Origin of the sequence: Streptomyces sp. CB09001 (genome assembly GCF_003369795.1) — a bacterium.
In the GTDB taxonomy this organism is placed as follows: Bacteria; Actinomycetota; Actinomycetes; order Streptomycetales; family Streptomycetaceae; genus Streptomyces.
The window spans coordinates 819,420-836,417 of sequence record NZ_CP026730.1; the positions used below are offsets into that span (position 1 = coordinate 819,420).

At 73.7% G+C, this 16,998-nt stretch carries 14 protein-coding genes and 1 pseudogene; 8 read left to right on the forward strand and 7 right to left on the reverse strand.

Annotated elements, in window-relative coordinates; genetic code table 11:
- The first annotated feature begins 107 nt into the window (after positions 1–107).
- Together C4J65_RS03795 and C4J65_RS03800 are read left to right on the forward strand one after the other, a co-directional pair.
- Positions 108–1,430 (forward strand): MFS transporter, encoded by a 1,323-nt coding sequence (locus tag C4J65_RS03795; protein WP_115741095.1) that lies wholly within the window; start codon positions 108–110, stop codon positions 1,428–1,430.
- The gene (locus C4J65_RS03800) at positions 1,427–2,260 is read left to right on the forward strand and encodes a putative hydro-lyase (protein WP_115741096.1); all 834 of its coding nucleotides are present in this window, start codon (positions 1,427–1,429) and stop codon (positions 2,258–2,260) included. Before C4J65_RS03795 ends, C4J65_RS03800 begins: the two co-directional genes overlap by 4 nt.
- A 363-nt stretch (positions 2,261–2,623) precedes the next feature.
- Here C4J65_RS03800 and C4J65_RS03805 read toward each other — a convergent pair whose 3' ends face one another.
- The 4 genes from C4J65_RS03805 to C4J65_RS03825 form a co-directional block, all read right to left on the reverse strand.
- Positions 2,624–3,781 (reverse strand): glycosyltransferase, encoded by a 1,158-nt coding sequence (locus C4J65_RS03805; RefSeq protein WP_115741097.1) that lies wholly within the window; start codon positions 3,779–3,781, stop codon positions 2,624–2,626.
- Positions 3,778–4,902 (reverse strand): glycosyltransferase family 1 protein, encoded by a 1,125-nt coding sequence (locus C4J65_RS03810; protein ID WP_115741098.1) that lies wholly within the window; start codon positions 4,900–4,902, stop codon positions 3,778–3,780. The genes C4J65_RS03805 and C4J65_RS03810 overlap by 4 nt, the downstream gene beginning before the upstream one ends.
- A 209-nt stretch (positions 4,903–5,111) precedes the next feature.
- Positions 5,112–6,530: a HEAT repeat domain-containing protein gene (locus tag C4J65_RS03815; RefSeq protein ID WP_115741099.1), complete on the reverse strand. Its 1,419-nt coding sequence runs from the start codon at positions 6,528–6,530 to the stop codon at positions 5,112–5,114.
- A gap of 334 nt (positions 6,531–6,864) precedes the next feature.
- Positions 6,865–7,257: an ankyrin repeat domain-containing protein gene (locus C4J65_RS03825; protein ID WP_115741100.1), complete on the reverse strand. Its 393-nt coding sequence runs from the start codon at positions 7,255–7,257 to the stop codon at positions 6,865–6,867.
- Between the two features lie 269 nt (positions 7,258–7,526).
- Between C4J65_RS03825 and C4J65_RS03830 the strand changes: the two genes are divergently transcribed.
- Together C4J65_RS03830 and C4J65_RS03835 are read left to right on the forward strand one after the other, a co-directional pair.
- Entirely contained in the window at positions 7,527–7,721 is a 195-nt protein-coding gene (locus C4J65_RS03830; protein WP_115741101.1) for a hypothetical protein, read from the forward strand.
- Positions 7,722–7,773: 52 nt separating this feature from the next.
- Positions 7,774–9,540, forward strand: a complete 1,767-nt coding sequence (locus tag C4J65_RS03835) for a hypothetical protein (protein ID WP_115741102.1) — start codon at positions 7,774–7,776, stop codon at positions 9,538–9,540.
- A 464-nt stretch (positions 9,541–10,004) separates the two neighbouring features.
- Here C4J65_RS03835 and C4J65_RS03840 read toward each other — a convergent pair whose 3' ends face one another.
- Positions 10,005–11,504, reverse strand: coding sequence for a PLP-dependent aminotransferase family protein (locus C4J65_RS03840; RefSeq protein WP_115741103.1), 1,500 nt, complete (start codon positions 11,502–11,504; stop codon positions 10,005–10,007).
- A gap of 64 nt (positions 11,505–11,568) precedes the next feature.
- On the opposite strand from C4J65_RS03840, the pseudogene C4J65_RS03845 reads away from it, so the two are divergent.
- The 4 genes and pseudogenes from C4J65_RS03845 to C4J65_RS03860 all read left to right on the forward strand — a co-directional run bounded on the left by C4J65_RS03845 (position 11,569) and on the right by C4J65_RS03860 (position 15,120).
- Positions 11,569–12,298: pseudogene (locus C4J65_RS03845) on the forward strand (hypothetical protein).
- Positions 12,295–13,062, forward strand: a complete 768-nt coding sequence (locus C4J65_RS03850) for a glycerophosphodiester phosphodiesterase (RefSeq protein ID WP_115741104.1) — start codon at positions 12,295–12,297, stop codon at positions 13,060–13,062. Before C4J65_RS03845 ends, C4J65_RS03850 begins: the two are co-directional and overlap by 4 nt.
- A 50-nt stretch (positions 13,063–13,112) precedes the next feature.
- Complete coding sequence (locus tag C4J65_RS03855) at positions 13,113–14,468, forward strand: MFS transporter (RefSeq protein ID WP_115746287.1); 1,356 nt, start codon at positions 13,113–13,115, stop codon at positions 14,466–14,468.
- Between the two features lie 277 nt (positions 14,469–14,745).
- The gene (locus C4J65_RS03860) at positions 14,746–15,120 is read left to right on the forward strand and encodes an RNA polymerase-binding protein RbpA (protein ID WP_003977404.1); all 375 of its coding nucleotides are present in this window, start codon (positions 14,746–14,748) and stop codon (positions 15,118–15,120) included.
- A gap of 103 nt (positions 15,121–15,223) precedes the next feature.
- Here C4J65_RS03860 and fxsA read toward each other — a convergent pair whose 3' ends face one another.
- A complete protein-coding gene (gene fxsA, locus C4J65_RS03865) occupies positions 15,224–15,808 on the reverse strand; it encodes an FxsA family membrane protein (protein ID WP_115741105.1) in 585 nt (194 codons plus the stop codon).
- 46 nt (positions 15,809–15,854) lie between these two features.
- Positions 15,855–16,757, reverse strand: a complete 903-nt coding sequence (locus C4J65_RS03870) for a polyprenol monophosphomannose synthase (protein ID WP_115746288.1) — start codon at positions 16,755–16,757, stop codon at positions 15,855–15,857.
- Between the last annotated feature and the right edge of the window lie 241 nt (positions 16,758–16,998).

Below are 16,998 nucleotides of genomic sequence, written 5' to 3' on the forward strand. Positions count from 1 at the left end.
AAACAACAGGGGTATTGAGGGATCGTTGAACGATCCCCTACGGTGCCCCCAGTACGTCGCTGTACCGCTCGACCAGCACCCTCCGTCCTCCCACTGCGAGGTGCACCATGAGCACTCCCCCTCCCCCACGGACCCTCTCCTCCGGCACTCGTCCCCCGGGCACGGCCGAACACCCCGCGGAAGAGGGTCCGTTCGGCTGGCTGCGCGCCCTCGGCCCGCGGGGCCGCCGCGCCTTCGGCGGCGCGTTCGGCGGCTACGCCCTCGATTCCTACGACTACTTCACACTGCCCCTGACCATGGTGGCGCTGGCCGCGTACTTCGGTCTGGACAGCGGCCAGACCGGGCTCCTCACCACGGTCACGCTGGTCGTCTCGGCGGTCGGCGGCGCGCTCGCGGGTGTGCTGGCGGACCGCGTCGGCCGGGTCAGGGCGCTGCTGCTCACCGTGATCACCTACGCCGTGTTCACGGTGGCCTGCGGCTTCGCGCCCAACTACGAGACGCTGCTCGTCTTCCGCGCCCTCCAGGGCCTCGGCTTCGGCGGCGAGTGGGCGGTCGGCGCCATCCTGGTCGCCGAGTACGCGAGCCCCAGGCACCGGGGGCGCACGCTGGGCGCGATCCAGAGTTCCTGGGCCGTGGGCTGGGCGCTCGCGGTGATCGTGTACACGCTGGTGTTCTCGCTGGCCGGGGACGATCTGGCCTGGCGCGTCATGTTCTGGACGGGCGCGCTCCCGGCGCTGCTCGTGGTGTGGGTGCGGCGCAGCGTCCAGGACGCGCCGCGGGCCGCCGAGGTCCGGGAGAAGGGCGCCGGCAAGGGCTCGTTCTCGGCGATCTTCAAGCCCGGCACGGGGGACGCACCCGGCCTGTTGCGCGTCACGCTCTTCGCGAGCCTGCTGTCCACCGGCGTCCAGGGCGGCTACTACACCCTCGCCACCTGGGTGCCGACGTATCTGAAGGACGAGCGCGACCTGTCGGTCGTCGGCACCGGCGGCTACCTGACGTTCCTCATCTCGGGCGCCTTCCTGGGCTACCTCACCGGCGGTGTGCTCACCGACGTGCTGGGCCGCAGGCGCAACATCTGGCTCTTCGCGCTGCTGTCGGCGGTCTGCATCCTGGCGTACGCGAACATCCCCAGCGGCGCCGACACCCTGCTCCTGGTCCTCGGTTTCCCGCTCGGCTTCTGCATGTCGGCGATCTTCAGCGGGTTCGGTTCGTACCTGAGCGAGCTGTACCCGACGGCGGTGCGGGGCGCGGGACAGGGCTTCACCTACAACACCGGACGCGCCGTGGGTGCCGTCTTCCCCACCACGGTCGGCTTCCTCGCCGACAGCTGGGGCGTGGGCGGCGCACTGGTCTTCGGCGCCATCGGCTACGGCATCGCGGCACTGGCCCTGCTGGGGCTGCCGGAGACGCGCGGAAAGGAACTGGCATGAACCGTCCGCACTCCGCGACCGGGGACCGGCCGCTCGCCCTCGTCGACGCGCACGCGCGCGCGTGGAGCCCGAAGACGGCCCGCGCCCGCTTCCGGAAGGGGCTGACCGGCCCCACGGCCGGGGTCGCCGCCGGCCGCACCCAGGCGAACCTGATCTCGGTGCCCGCCGACTGGGCCTACGACATGCTGCTGTTCTGCACCCGCAATCCGCAGCCCTGCCCGGTGCTCGACGTCACCGACGCCGGGTCCTGGACCACCGTGCTCGCCGACGGCGCGGACCTGCGCACCGATCTGCCGCGCTACCGGGTGTGGCGGGACGGCGAGCTGGTGGACGAGCCGTCGGACGTGCGCGAGCACTGGCGGGACGACCTGGTGACGTTCCTGATCGGGTGCAGTTTCACCTTCGAGTGGGCGCTGGCCGCGGCCGGTGTCCCGATCCGCCACGTCGAGCAGGGCCGCAACGTCCCGATGTACGTCACCTCCCGGGCGTGCCGTCCCGCCGGGCGGCTGCGCGGGCCGATGGTGGTCTCGATGCGTCCGGTGCCGCCCGCGCACCTGTCGGCGGCGATCCACGAGAGCAGTCTGCTCCCGGCGGTGCACGGCAGCCCCGTGCACTGCGGGGACCCGTCGGCGCTCGGCATCGACGACCTGGACCGGCCCGACTTCGGCGAGGCGGTGGACCGCGAACCGGACGACATCCCGGTGTTCTGGGCCTGCGGAGTGACTCCGCAGGCGGCGGTCATGGCCTCGCGGCCGCCCTTCGCGCTCACCCACGCGCCGGGGCAGATGTTCCTCACCGACGCCCGTGACGAGCAGTACCGCGTGGCCTGATCCCGGGTGCCACGACACGGCTCGGGGACCGGCTGCGGCAACGGCCGAGCCCGCGCCCTCGCGGCGGAGCGGGGCGTGCCGGTCGCCCGCGCCCTCGCGGCCGAGCGGGGCGTGCCGGTCGGTGCGCGGGTCACCTACGGGACCTGGCCGGTTCCGGGCGGCGGGCACGCGCTTCGTGGCGGTACGCAGACGCCGGAACGGCCACGCGCGAGGTACGCGGCCGCGGGGCTCCCGTCCGTCCGGCGGAGCACGCCTCGGGCTGGGGCCTGTCAGGCTTCGGTGGCTTCACCGCGGCCCGGGCCGCCGGACTGGCCGGGCCACCCGGCGTCGACCGGTTCCCGAGGCTCGCGCAGCGGGTGCGTCTCACGGCAATGCCTCCGGCAGCACGGGACGCGTCGGGAGGGTCGCCTCGTGCGCGGCCAGGAACGCCTCGACGGCCGTGCGCCAGCCGAAGCACTCCGCACGCGCGCGTGCCGCCTCCCGGCGGTCCGTCTCCCGGCGAGCCAGGAGCAGTTCCACGGCGTCCGCGAAGGCGTCCCCGTGATCGGCGGCGACGGCACCGGCGGATCCGATCACCTCCGGCAGCGCCGAGGACGCGCTCGCCACCACGGGCGTGCCGCACGCCATCGCCTCCAGGGCGGCGAGCCCGAAGGTCTCGGCGGGTCCCGGGGCCAGGCACACGTCGGCGGACGCCTGGAGGGCGCCGAGCAGCCCGGGGTCGGCGACGTGACCGAGGAAGGTCACCGGCAGCCCCTGGGACCGCGCCCGCTGTTCGAGTCGCGTGCGCAGCGGCCCGTCCCCGGCCACCACCAGCACCGTCCGCCCGCCGCGCCGCCGGAGCTCCGCCAGCGCGTCCAGTGCCGTACCGGGCCGCTTCTCCACGGACAGCCGGGAGCACATCAGCAGCATCGTCTCGTCCCCGCGCGCGTATCGTGCCCGCAGCCCCGGGTCGCGCAGTACGGGGCTGCGGCCGATGAGGTCGACGCCGAGCGGGGCGCGTACGACGTTGCGGGCACCGACGCGGACGAACTCCCGTTCGGCGAACTCCGTGGTGCACACCACGCGCGCGTAGGCGTGCGCCGTACGGACGTTGAGGGCGTCGGCGGTGCGTCGGGCCGCGCCTTCGGGCAGGCCCCAGGTGCGCAGCACGCCGTCGGTGGTCTCGTGGGAGACCATCACGGCGGGGACCCGGGCCCGCCGGGCCCACCTGCCGGTCCACCGCAGGGTGGTGCGGTCGGACACCTCAAGGCGGTCGGGGGCCAGCTCCTCCAGCAGGGCGGCCAGGCGCCTCCGGTCGGTCAGGACACGGTATCCGCCGGTGCCCGGCAGCAGCGGCCCCGGGAGCGTGATCACCCGGCCCTGCCCGGTCTCCCGGTCGTCGGCGCGCCGGCCGGGGACGACGAGTACGGGATCGTGTCCGGCCGCGCGGAACCCCTTGCCCAGCTCGCGCAGCGCGGTGCGCAGGCCGCCGGACGCGGGCGTGACGAAGTTGGCCAGCCGGACGATCCGCAGCGCGCTCATGCCGCCAGCACCGCCTTCCTGGAGGCGAGCACGTCGGTGTAGTGGCCGATCAGCCGGTCGCCGACGGCGGCCCAGGTCCGTCCCTCCACGGTGCTCCCGGCGGCACCGTAGGCGCCCCGCAGTCCGGGGTCCGCGGACAGGGACCACACGGCGTCCCGCACGGCGGCGGCGTCGCGCGGCGGCACGAGCAGCCCGGTGCGGCCGTGGGCCACGAGGTCCAGCGGTCCGCCCGCCGCCGGCGCGACGACGGGCACGCCGCTCGCCATGGCCTCCTGCACGGTCTGGCAGAACGTCTCGAAGGGGCCGGTGTGCACGAAGACGTCCAGTGAGGCGAAGATCCGGGCGAGTTCGTCACCGGTGCGGCGGCCGAGGAAGACGGCGCCCGGCAGCGTCTGTTCCAGACCGGGGCGGCTGGGTCCGTCGCCGACGACCACGACGCGCACGCCGTCCAGGGCGCAGGCGCCGGACAGCAGCTCCACCTGCTTCTCGGGGGCGAGGCGGCCGACGTAGCCGACGATCGGTTCGCCGTTCGGGGCGAGTGCGCGACGCAGCGCCGTGTCCCGCCGGTCGGGCCGGAAACGGTCGGTGTCCACTCCGCGCGGCCACAGGCCCACCCGGGGCACACCGTGCGCCTCGAGGTCGCGCAGGGCCGCGCTGGACGGGGCGAGGGTGAGGTCGGCGGCGGCGTGCACCGAGCGGATGCGCCGCCAGGCGGCCGCCTCGCCCACCCCCATGTACGTACGGGCGTAGCCGGCGAGGTCGGTCTGGTAGACGGCCACGGCCGGGACGCCGAGCCGGGCGGCGGCGGCCATGCCCCGGACGCCGAGGACGAAGGGACCCGCCAGGTGCACGAGGTCGGCGCGGTGCTCGACGATCGCGGCGGCGACCCGTCGGCTGGGCAGGGCGACGCGGACCTGCGGGTAGCCGGGGAGCGGGAGGGAGGGGATCCGGACGACGCGGCACGGAGCGTGCGGGTCCGCCTCGTCGGCGGCGGAGGTGGCGGGTGCGACGACGAGGCAGTCGTGACCGCGGCTCACGAGGTGCCGGGCGGTCTGGAGCGCGCAGTGGGCGACGCCGTTGACATCGGGGGGAAAGGATTCGGTCACGATGACGACACGCATACCGGTGTTGTCGCCGGACTGGACGTGCTCGCGTCAACGTCGATCTTTCCGGCCGAGGAACGTCCCGTGAGCGTTGCCCCGTCCACCCGGCGGGCCGGACCACGGCCACGCCCGGCTGAGCCGCGGTCCACCGGCCGTTCACCCGGCGCGGCCTCGGGCTCGGGTCGCGCGGCCGGCGCGGCTCGCTGCCGCGCCGGACTCCGGGGCTCTCACACGGCGGGCGTGTCCGGTCCGAAGCGGCTGCGTACCGCCGTCTGGACCTCGTCCTCCTCGGCCGGGTCCGCGGCGAGCCTGCGCAGCCGTTCGACCACGCGGTTGTCGCCGGTCTCGGCGTGGCGGGCGGCGACTTCGCGGGTGGTCTCCTCGCAGTCCCACAGGCACTCGATGGCGAAGCCCGCCGCGAAGGACGGGTCGGTGGCGGCCAGCGCGCGGGCGGCTCGGCCGCGCAGGTGGGAGGAGGCTGTTTCGCGGTAGATGTGGCGCAGTACGGGCGCGGCGCAGGCGATGCCGAGCCTGCCGGTGCCGTCGACGAGGGTCCACAGGGTCGGCGCGTCGGGGCCTGCGCCGCGCACCGCCTCCCGCAGCGCCGCCAGGACGAGATCGCGGTCCTGGGCGGCGCCCCGGCAGGCGAGCACCCGGCCGGCGGCGGCCCCCAGGGCGTCGGGCCGGTGCACCCAGCCGCGGGCCCGGTCGACGGCGGCGAGGCTGCGCATGCGCTCGTACGCGGCGACGGCGGCCTCCACGACGGGTGCCGAGCCCGTCGCCACGGCGCCGTCGATCAGGTCGAGGACGTCCGGGTCGTTGCCGTCGGCGAGATAGCGCAGCGCGGTGCAGCGGGCGCCCTCGGTGCCCGACCGCGCGGCCTCGACGATCTCGGGCCGGTCCTCGGGCCCGGCGACGGCCGTGAGGCAGCGGGCGGCCGGCACATGGAGCGGGGTGCCGCGCTCGACGCCCTGCTCGGCCCACTCGAACACGGCTCGCACACTCCAGCCGGGACGCGGCCCGGAGGAGTTCATCTGGCGCTGCCAGCGGTCGAAGCAGCCCGTCTCCTGGGCGGCACGCACGCGTGTGGCGATCGATTCGCGGGGGTCGTCGGCCCACAGGCGCCAGGGCCTGGGCTCGAAGGCGTCCCGCACGGCGGCGGCCAGCTCGGCCTCGCCCTCGGGGTCGCGCGGGAAGCGCGCCAGGACGGGCGCGGCGAGGGCGCGCAGTCCCGCGTCGTCGTCGCGCAGCGCCAGCTCGTCCAGGGCCCACGCCCAGTTGACGCCGTGGGCGGCGTACCGGCGCAGCAGCTGGAGCGCGTCCAGCCTGCCGTAGGAGGCGAGGTGGCCGAGGACGGCGAGGGCCAGCCCGGTGCGCGACTCGTCGGCGTCCAGGACGTCCTCGGGGTCGAAGAGGTGGGCCTCGATCGCGTCCAGCTCGCCGTTCAGGTCGAGGTAGAGGCGGGCGTAGTAGAGGGAGCGGTTCTCGACCTGCCAGTCGTGGCGGGGGTCGTGGAGCACACAGTGGTTCAGCGCCGCGAGCGCTTCGGCGCGCGGAGCGGTGAGCGCGTGCAGCGTGCCGTCGCCGCGACCCCGCTGAAGCAGGCCGAGCAGCGTACCGCTGGGCGCTATGACCGGATCGAACATGGGAAACAGCCTCACATCAAGCGTCGACGCAACCGGGGAGCACGCGTTACCTGGCCGTGCGCCAACACGTCGGAGCGCCCGCCGTCTCTTGCTTGCTGAAGACCATGTTCCTCTGCCTCTCGTCGGTGGCCCTTGCGGGCCGAGTCACGGCCCGCGCGGTGCGGCAACACCTGCCCAGCCATCACGTCCGTGAACCACGTCGTCATGATGGCCCGGCGGTCACATCTGCCGCGACCGAAATTTCGGCGGCCCTGTACCGCCTCCCCCGTTTCCAGTGTTTTCCCTGGTCAGAAAATGTGGAGCGGGTCCCGTCGGGGCCCTCTCCACCGCCCCGTCACTGGGCGCCGAACAGCTCCAGCAGGTCCGTCCGGGCGAACATCCGGGCCGTGTCGACGGCCGACGGGGTGCCCGCCGCCGGATCCGCGCCCGCCTCCAGCAGCGCCCTGGTCACGTCGATCTCACCCTTGAAGGCGGCTCCGGCGAGCGGGGTCTGACCCCGGTCGTTGACGCGGTCGGCGTCGGCGCCACGGGTCAGCAGCGCGCGCACCGCGTCGGCGTGGCCGTGGTAGGCGGCGAGCATGACGAGCGAGTCGCCGCGGTCGTTGGTGAGATCGGCCGGGACACCGGCGTCCACGTACGCCACCAGCTCCCCGGTCCGCCCCTGCCGGGCCAGATCGAAGATCTTGGTCGCCAGCTCCACGACCTCGGGGTCGGGGGCTTCACTCATCGGCCGGACCACCTCTCACTACCTGCGTGACGCTCGTACGGGGCTGACGAACGCCGGGGACAACGGGTACGCACGGTCACGAGCGGTGTGGCCGTGCGGGTGAACCGCCAGGGTACTGGCTCACGGCGCACCCGAGCGGCCCAAGGACCGCTCCGCCACTTGAGGTAATTCGGTCGAATTTCCCCCATTTGCACCTTTTATCGTATGGATACATGCTGTGAGCCTGGAAGTACTCATGGTGACTGTCCCCGTGAACCAGGAGAACTCACATGATCCTCTCGATCTCAGGCGTGGTCCTGCTCGGCATCGTCGTCTTCATCTTCTTCCGCAAGGACGGCCTCAAGGCCTCGCACCTGCTGGTAGCCGTTCTGTTCGGTTTCTACCTCGCGAGTACGGCCATCGCCCCGAGCATCAAGGCGGGCGGCGAGAGCCTGGCGGGCCTGCTCGGCGGCATCAAGTTCTGACGACCCGCTCCCCCGCCCGACATCCGCACGTACGCACCTCCAGGAGGCAGCAGTGGCCCGGCGGCCCCTCCCCCGCATTCTGAGCAACGGCGGCGCGCAGCTCGCCCGGAGCCGGGAGCTGGCCCGGACGGCGGCCGACAGCGCCACCGACGTCCTCCAGCCGCTGATCACGATCGCCCGCGGTCTGCGCCGACTGGCCGCGGCCGCGCGGCGCAGATGGACCGAGACCCCCAAGGACCGGCGCGGCGCGCTGCTGTTCCTGGTCGCCTCGGTGGTCCTGGTCGTGGCGCTCGTGCCGTACGGCCCGCTGCTCGCCGTCATCGTCCTGATGGCGGCGGCAGCCTGGCAGGGCAGGGATCGCACCCCGCCTGCGCCCACGGTCACCGACGACCAGCGGGCCGGGCGCCTGCAGTCGCTCTACGAGGCGCTGGTCCCGTACTTCTCGATCACCGAGGACCCCGACCCCCTGTACGCCCACGGCGGCGGGTGGGAGAAGGCGTTCCCGGCGCACGAGTTCGACGAGGACGGCCGCGTCGCCCACCTGGTGATCCGCTACCCCGCCTACTTCACCGACGGGGAGGCGGAGTCCCGGGCCCGGATCGAGCATCTGCTCACCGCGAAGTCCGGCCGGGGCCGGGAGTACCGCTTCACGTGGGACGAGGAGGCCAACCACCTCTCCGTCGACGTGCTCGCGGCGCTCCCCACCGACATCGCCGCCCAGCGTTTCGTGACGGCGCCCGGGGAGACCGTCCTCGGCTTCACCGACCCGACGCGCGTCCAGCGCACGCTCCCGCTCACCCACGGCGTGGAGCAGCGGGACGTACCGCCGGTCGTCTGGCGCACCGGCATCCGGTCGACCGAGCCCCACCTGCTGGTCCTGGGGCAACCCGGCACCGGCACGTCCACCCTGCTGCGCTCGGTCGCCCTCCAGGCGCTGCACCACGGCGATCTGCTGATCGTGGACGGCGGCGGCACCGGGGAGTACGCCTGCCTGGTCGGCCGGGACGGCGTCCTGGCCGTGGAGTGCGGCCTCACCGGCGCGCTGACCAGCCTGGAGTGGGCCGCCGCGGAGACGGAGCGGCGGCTGATCTCCGTGAACCGGGCCCGTCAGCAGGGCCTGGCGGCACCGGAGGACACCCGGCGACCCCTGTGGGTCTTCCTGGACCGTCCGACCGCGTTCACGCACCTCGCCGACACGGGCGGGCGCCGCGACCCGCAGACCCTGCTCCAGGTCCCCCTGCGGCACGGCCGGGCGGCGAACGTGACGGTGGTCGTCGCCGACCAGCTCGACGCTCTCGACGGCCTCACCGACGCCGTACGGCAGCACACGCGCGCGCGTGTCGTGCTCGGTCCGGCCACCGCGGACGAGCTGGCGAACGCGCTGGGCGCCCCTCCGCACACCACTCCGCTCGACCAGGTCCCGCCCGGCCGGGGCTACGCCCGTCTGGGCACCGGCCCGATGCACCGCCTCCAGGTTCCGGCAACCCCGGACCCCTACGACGACGCGACGAGCGAGGCGCACCGGCAGGCGGTGCTCGACCTGCTCCCCCCGCGCACCACACCGGCGGACGGGGAGCAGGCACCCCTCCCCCCGGAGGCGGAGGCGGAGGTGGAAGCGAAGGCCGAGGCGAAGGCGAAGGCCGTCTCCATGGAGAAGAAGGACGCCCCGGTCCAGGTGGCGGCGAGCCTGCCGGAGGAGACCGCGGCGGAGGCGGAGCCGACCCCGGTGACGGTGGAGAAGGCGACGGCCGGGACGCCGGCCGAGCCGGCGCCCGCTGAGCCGGTCCCCGCCGAGGCGGTCGCGGCGGAGACCTCCTGACACCCCGGCCGGGACGGCACACCCCACCCCCGTCCCGGCCCTCGCCTCTCAGAGCCGCCCGCCCGCGCCCCTTCCCCCGGGCCCGCGAGCGCCGGCGGCCACAGCACCTTCGGGGCCGCAGGACGGCGACGGGTGCGACCTGCCGGTCCACCGGGTCCCGCCCGTCGCGGGCTCCGTCCCGCTCCCGGCCGAACGCACCGGACGCCACCTGCCCCGGCCCCGGCACGGCCGTCGCCGGCCCGCGTCCCACCCGCGCCTCACGGACCGCGGCCACGACACCCCGGCGGGGCACACCACGGCGGGTGCGGCACGCACGCCGCCCGCATCGCCGGCCGTCGCCCACACCGCACATCACGCCGTCCCTGACGCGGTGATGTGCCGACCGGACGGAGCCCCGCCGGCGGGCACTGCGCGAGCGGTGGCGACTCCCCGGCGCACCGGCGCACCGGCGCACCGGACGGGCCCTACGCCACGAACGTCCGCGGTGCCTCGCCGCCGGCCACGCCCCCGCTCTCCACCAGCCGGGCCGCCGCGGCCAGTCGCACCGCCGCCTCCTCGGCCACCGCGCCGCCGACCGTGAACGGCAGCCGGACGTACCCCTCGAAGGCGCCGTCGACCCCGAAGCGCGGCCCGGACGGGACGCGGACGCCCACCCGCTCCCCCGCCTCGGCCAGTCGGGAGCCGGACAGGCCCCCGGTGCGCACCCAGAGGGTGAGCCCACCGCGGGGCACCTCGAACTCCCAGTCGGGCAGCTCCCGGCGCACCGCCGCCACCAGCTCGTCGCGGTTCTGCCGGGCCTGCTCACGGCGCACCGTCACGGCCTGCTCCCAGCCGCCGGTGCTGAACAGCCAGTTCACGGCGAGCTGCTCCAGCACCGGTGTGCCCAGGTCGGCGTAGGCCCGCGCGGCGACCAGGCTGCGGATCACGTCGGGCGCGGCACGGACCCAGCCGATGCGCATCCCGGCCCAGAAGGCCTTGCTCGCGGAGCCGACGGTGATCACGGTGGAACCGGCCCGGTCGAAGGCGCACACGGGACGCGGCATCTCGACGTCGTCGTCCAGCCACAGCTCGCTCATCGTCTCGTCGGCCACGAGCACCGTCCCCGCCGAGCGGGCCGCGTCGACCAGCCGCCGCCGCTGGTCGTCGTCGGCGAGCGCGCCGGTGGGGTTGTGGAAGTCGGCGACGACGTAGGCGATGCGGGGCGCGGCGTCGCGGAGCACCTGGCGCCAGCGGTCCACGTCCCAGCCGGTGAGGCCCTCGGCCATCGCGACCGGCACCAGCCGGGCCCCTGCCTCGCGCATCAGCTGGAGGATGTTGGCGTAGGACGGGGACTCCACGGCGATGCGCTCGCCGCGCCCGCCGAAGAGGTGGCAGATCGCGTCGATGGCGCCCATCGCCCCCGTGGTCACCATGATCTGCTCGGGCATGGTGGGGATGCCCCGCGCGGTGTAGCGCTCGGCGATCATCGCGCGCAGCGCGGGCAGTCCGGCCGGGTAGTCGCCGTGGGTGTGCGCGTACGGCGGCAGCTCGTCGAGGGCGCCCCGCACCGCGCGGGTGAGCCAGGGCTCGGGTGCGGGCAGCGCCGCGCATCCCAGGTCGATCACCGAGCCGAGCGCCTCCGGAGGCAGCGGTTCGAGTCCGCGCGCCGGCAGCGGGTTCCCGGCCGGAACCGCGGTCCAGCTGCCCGCGCCCCGCCGGGACTCCAGGAAGCCCTCGGCGCGCAGTGCCTCGTAGGCGGCGGCGACGGTGGTGCGGCTGACGGTCAGGGCGAGCGCCAGTTCGCGTTCGGCGGGCAGCCGGGCGGCGACCGGGACGCGGCCCTCCAGCACCAGCAGCCGGATGCCGTCGGCGAGCGCCCGATAGGCCGGCGGACGGCGCGTGCCGGGCCCGGCCGGGCGGTCCTGCTGGGAGCCGAGCAGCCGCGCGAGCTGCCCCGCCCCCACGGCCGAGGTCCACTGCGCCATGAAAATCAGTCCACCTTCCCCGAATTGGCCATGGTTGACTCTTCTTCTCAAGCCACAGGGTGTCATGTGGCAGTCCACTACCACCACCCAGGGGGCACTCCTTGCACTCCTTGTCCAGGCAGTCGCGGCAGTCGAGGCCGTCCAGGCAGTCGGGGCGACTCGCACGGCGGCTGACCCAGCTCTACGGCGGTCTCGTCCTGTACGGGGCGAGTTCGGCGCTGCTGGTCAGGTCCGGGCTCGGCCTGGAACCGTGGAACGTGCTGCACCAGGGCCTCGCCGAGCACACCGGGCTGTCGATGGGCGTGGTGCTGACGGTCGTGGGCGCGGCGGTCCTGCTGCTGTGGATCCCGCTGCGCCAGCGGCCGGGCCTCGGCACGGTCTCCAACGTGCTCGTGATCGGCGCCGCGATGGACGCCACGCTGAGCCTGGTGCCGGACGCCCACGGCTGGACGCTGCGGATCGCCGCGATGGTGGCGGGCATCGTCCTGAACGGCGCGGCGACCGGGCTGTACATCGCCGCGCGCTTCGGCCCGGGCCCTCGTGACGGACTGATGACGGGGCTGAACCGGCGCACGGGGCTCTCGGTGCGTCTGGTGCGGACCGCCGTCGAGATCACGGTCGTGGTGACGGGTTTCGCGCTCGGCGGCACGGTGGGCCTCGGCACCCTGCTCTACGCCGTGTCGATCGGCCCCCTCTCCCAGGTGTTCCTGCGCGTGTTCGCCGTTCCGGCGGCGCCCGACGGCAGCACGGTGGTTGCCGCCGGTCAACCCCGGCGCGCGATACTGCGTCGGTGACCAGCCCGATACGCCACCCCTACCTCGACCATCCGGGACCCATCGCCTTCGCCCACCGGGGCGGGGCGGCGGACGGCCTGGAGAACACGCTGCGGCAGTTCCGCCGGGCGGTCGCGGCCGGCTACCGGTACATCGAGACCGACGTGCACGCCACCCGGGACGGGAAGCTCGTCGCCTTCCACGACGCGACTCTGGACCGGGTGACGGACGGCGCCGGGCGGATCGCCGACCTGCCGTGGGAGAACGTGCGCCACGCGCGCGTGGCGGGCGAGGAACGGGTGCCGCTCTTCGAGGAGCTCCTGGAGACCTTCCCCGAAGTGCGCTGGAACATCGACGTGAAGGCGGAGCCCGCGCTGGAGCCGCTCCTGGAGCTGATCGGCCGGCACGACGCCTGGGACCGGATCTGCGTCGGCTCGTTCTCCGAGGCGCGCGTGGTCCGCGCCCAGCGGCTGGCCGGCCCGCGCCTGGCCACCTCGTACGGCACCCGCGGCGTCCTCGGTCTGCGACTGCGCTCCTGGGGCGTGCCGGCCGCACTGCGCCGCTCGGCGGTGGCCGCGCAGGTTCCCGAGACGCAGTCGGGCATCCGGGTGGTGGACCGCCGCTTCCTGCGGGCCGCACACGCGCGCGGGCTGCAGGTGCACGTCTGGACGGTGAACGATCCGGACCGCATGCACCGGCTTCTGGACCTCGGAGTGGATGGCATCATGACCGATCACATCGACACACTGCGCAAGGTCATGGAGGACCGCGGCGCCTGGGGATGAGCCCCCGGCCGCGCCCCGGGGACGGCGCGTTCACGGGGAAGCGAGGCACGGTGGGCACCGACACCCTGCGGACGGATGCGGCGGACGGGGCCGACCCGGTCGCCGAACGGCGGCGCGAGCAGCGTGGCTGGTACTTCTACGACTGGGCGTGCTCCGTCTACTCGACGACCGTGCTCACCGTGTTCCTGGGGCCCTATCTCACCTCGGTGGCGGAGTCGGCGGCGGACGCGGACGGGTACGTCCACCCGCTGGGGATACCGGTGCGCGCCGGGTCGTTCTTCGCGTACTCGGTGTCGCTGTCGGTGATCGCGGCGGTGCTGGTCATGCCCCTGGTGGGCGCGGCGGCCGACCGTTCGGGGCGCAAGAAGCCGCTGCTGGCCGCCGCCGCCTACACCGGCGCCGCGGCAACGACCGGCATGTTCTTCCTCGGCGGCGACCGCTATCTGCTGGGCGGTCTGCTCCTGGTCGTCGCCAACGCGGCGCAGTCGGTCGCGATGATGCTCTACAACTCCTACCTGCCCCAGATCGCCCCGCCCGAGGAACGCGACGCGGTCTCCTCCCGCGGCTGGGCCTTCGGCTACGCGGCCGGTTCCCTGGTCCTGATCGTCAATCTGGTCCTCTACACCGGCCACGACTCCTTCGGACTGAGCGAGAGCGCGGCGGTCCGCATCTGCCTGGCGTCGGCGGGCCTGTGGTGGGGCGCCTTCGCGCTCATTCCGCTCCGGCGGCTGCGCGACCGGCGCGCGGTGGCACGGGAGGCCGCGCTGCCCGGGTTCCGGCAGCTCGCGGCGACCGTCCGCGACATGCGCCGCCGCCCGCTGACGATGGCCTTCCTGCTGGCCTACCTGGTCTACAACGACGGCATCCAGACGGTGATCTCCCAGGCCTCGGTCTACGGCTCCGAGGAACTGGACCTCGGACAGTCCACGCTCATCGTGGCGGTGCTGCTGGTCCAGGTGCTGGCGGTGGCGGGCGCGCTGGCGCTCGGCCGGCTGGCCCGGAGGTACGGGGCCAAACGCACGATCCTCGGGTCGCTGGTCGCCTGGACGGTGACCCTCGCGGCCGGGTACTTCCTGCCGGCCGGGGCGCCGGTGTGGTTCTTCGTGCTGGCCGCCGGGATCGGGCTGGTCCTGGGCGGCAGCCAGGCGCTGTCCCGCTCCCTGTTCTCCCACCTGGTCCCGCCGGGCAAGGAGGCCGAGTACTTCTCGGCGTACGAGCTGAGCGACCGCGGGATGAGCTGGCTCGGACCGCTGCTCTTCGGGCTGACCTACCAGCTGACCGGGAGCTACCGGGACGCGATCATCTCGCTGGTGGCCTTCTTCGTCATCGGGTTCGTGCTGCTCGCGCGGGTCCCGGTGCGGCGGGCGATCGGCGACGCGGGCAACCCGGTACCCGAAAGGATTTAGCACTCGGCGCGAAAGGGCTGTAGTGTACGCGTTTGGCCTGCCAGGCGTACCGTTACTGCGCGTCAAAGGTGCCGAATCGCTATGTCACATCTGCCAGCAGAGGTGACAAACCGGACGTCGGCGGGTACTGCACTGGTTGCAAGGCTGCGGCTGCGACGGCGACGCAGGGCCCGGATCGGGAGTCGGGACGGGAATCTTTACCGCCGCCCGGACGTTGACCGGATGACGACGACAGCGACACCTGTCCTGTGGGCGACAAGCCCGGGAGGCACGATTCATGAGTGAGCGAGCTCTTCGCGGCACGCGCCTCGTGGTGACCAGCTACGAGACGGACCGCGGTATCGACCTGGCCCCGCGCCAGGCCGTGGAGTACGCATGCGAGAAGGGGCATCGATTCGAGATGCCCTTCTCGGTCGAGGCGGAGATCCCGCCGGAGTGGGAGTGCAAGGTCTGCGGGGCCCAGGCACTCCTGGTTGACGGCGACGGCCCTGAGGAGAAGAAGGCCAAGCCCGCGCGTACGCACTGGGACATGCTGATGGAGCGACGCACCCGCGAGGAACTCGAAGAGGTCCTCGAGGAGCGGCTGGCCGTTCTGCGCTCCGGCGCGATGAACATCGCGGTCCATCCGCGAGACAGCCGCAAGAGTGCGTAGCGGGAAACCGTAGGCGACACAACCGAACAAAAACCGCGGGTGCCGTACATGAGTTCCATGTACGGCACCCGCGGTTTTGCCCTGCCGAGCCCGGGCCGCCGGCTCAGCGCGTCAACGGAGGGCGGGGGTCCTGCGGGGCGTCGTCCGGGTCGTCCCGTATGACCTCGCCCTGGACGACCTTGCCGTCCGGCTGGTGCATCCGGGCCTGTCGGAAGGCGTCGCCCAGGGTGCCGGGTCCGGCGTCGCGGAGCTTGCGCTCCACCGTCCGCTGGGCGTAGCGGCTGACGCCCTTCTGCACCGGGGGCAGCAGCATGAGCAGGCCGAGCGCGTCCGAGATCAGGCCGGGCAGGATCAGGAGCAGCCCGCCCAGCATCATCAGGCCGTTGCCCTCGCTGTTCGGGCGGGCCTCGGGCGGCCCGCCCGCCCGCATGGCCGACTGCTGCTGGTTGAGAGTCTCCGTGAGGTTGCGGAAGGCCCGGCGGCCCGCCGCCTTGATGACCATGGAGCCGAGGACGACACCGGCTACCAGGAGCAGGAAGACCACGAAGCCGCTGGACGCCCCCGCGACCACGGTCAGCAGCCAGATCTCCAGCACGAGCCAGGCGGCGGCGCCCAGCGGCAGGAACGTGCGCAGCCGGGAGCGCGGAGGCCGGGCGGGGGACCTGGGGGTCTGAGCGCCAGTCGTCATACTCCCAGTGTGCCTGGCCCCGGCTCAGTGCGGCATAAGAGGGCGGTCAGGCCTTGGCGTCGGACGCCTTGGCCGACTCGTCACGGGAATCCGTCGACTTGTCGCTCGGGGCCGTCTGCTTCTCGCCCGGAGCCGTCTTCCCGTCGGCCGCCGTGCCGGACTGCCTGTCGCGGCCGAGCACCTTGCCGACCCTCTCCCCCACGCCCCACGTGGTGACCCGCCACAGGGCCTCCACCAGGATGTCCCGGCTCATCTTGGAGTCGCCGAGTTCCCGCTCGACGAACGTGATCGGCACTTCCACGACGTGATAGCCGGCCTTGATCGCCCGGCGGGCGAGGTCGACCTGGAAGCAGTAGCCCTGGGAGGCGACCTCCTCGAGGCCGAGCCCCTCCAGGGTCTCGCGGCGGAAGGCGCGGTAGCCGCCGGTGATGTCGCGCAGCGGCAGGTCGAGCGCGATCCTCGAGTACATGCTGCCGCCGCGCGAGATGATCTCGCGGGACTTGGGCCAGTTCACCACCCGGCCGCCGGGCACCCAGCGGGAGCCGAGGACGAGGTCGGCGCCCTTGAGGGCGGTCAGCAGGCGGGGCAGCTCCTCGGGCTGGTGGGAGCCGTCGGCGTCCATCTCGATCAGCACGCCGTAGCCGTGCTCCAGGCCCCAGCGGAAGCCGGCGAGGTAGGCGGCGCCCAGCCCTTCCTTGCCCTTGCGGTGCATGACCTGGACGTGGTCGTCCCCGGCCGCCAGTTCGTCGGCGAGCCTGCCGGTGCCGTCGGGGCTGTTGTCGTCGGCCACGAGAACGTGTGCCTCGGGGACGGCCTCGCGCACGCGCGTGACGATCGCCTTGATGTTCTCCGCCTCGTTGTAGGTCGGGATGATCACCAGGGCCGTGCCCAGCGGGCCGAACCGCCTCTCCCGCCCCGCAGCCGCGGGCGTCCCGTCGCCGTCGTTCACCACTGCCCCTTCGTGTCCGTACACAGAGGTCCACCATAATCGCCGCGGCCTGCGCCGACGTGACAGGACGGCCGTACGGTGGTGTCGTTTTCCCGGAACCGGGGTAGGGATGGCCGATTCAGGCCGTTTGTGCGACGGATGGGGGCCCGGCGCCCTTCGGGCCGGCCAGGGACCCGCCGGCTGCGGGTCGACCTGAGCCGTTGTCTACTGAGCGCCCGGGCCCCACCCGGGTCACACCTCC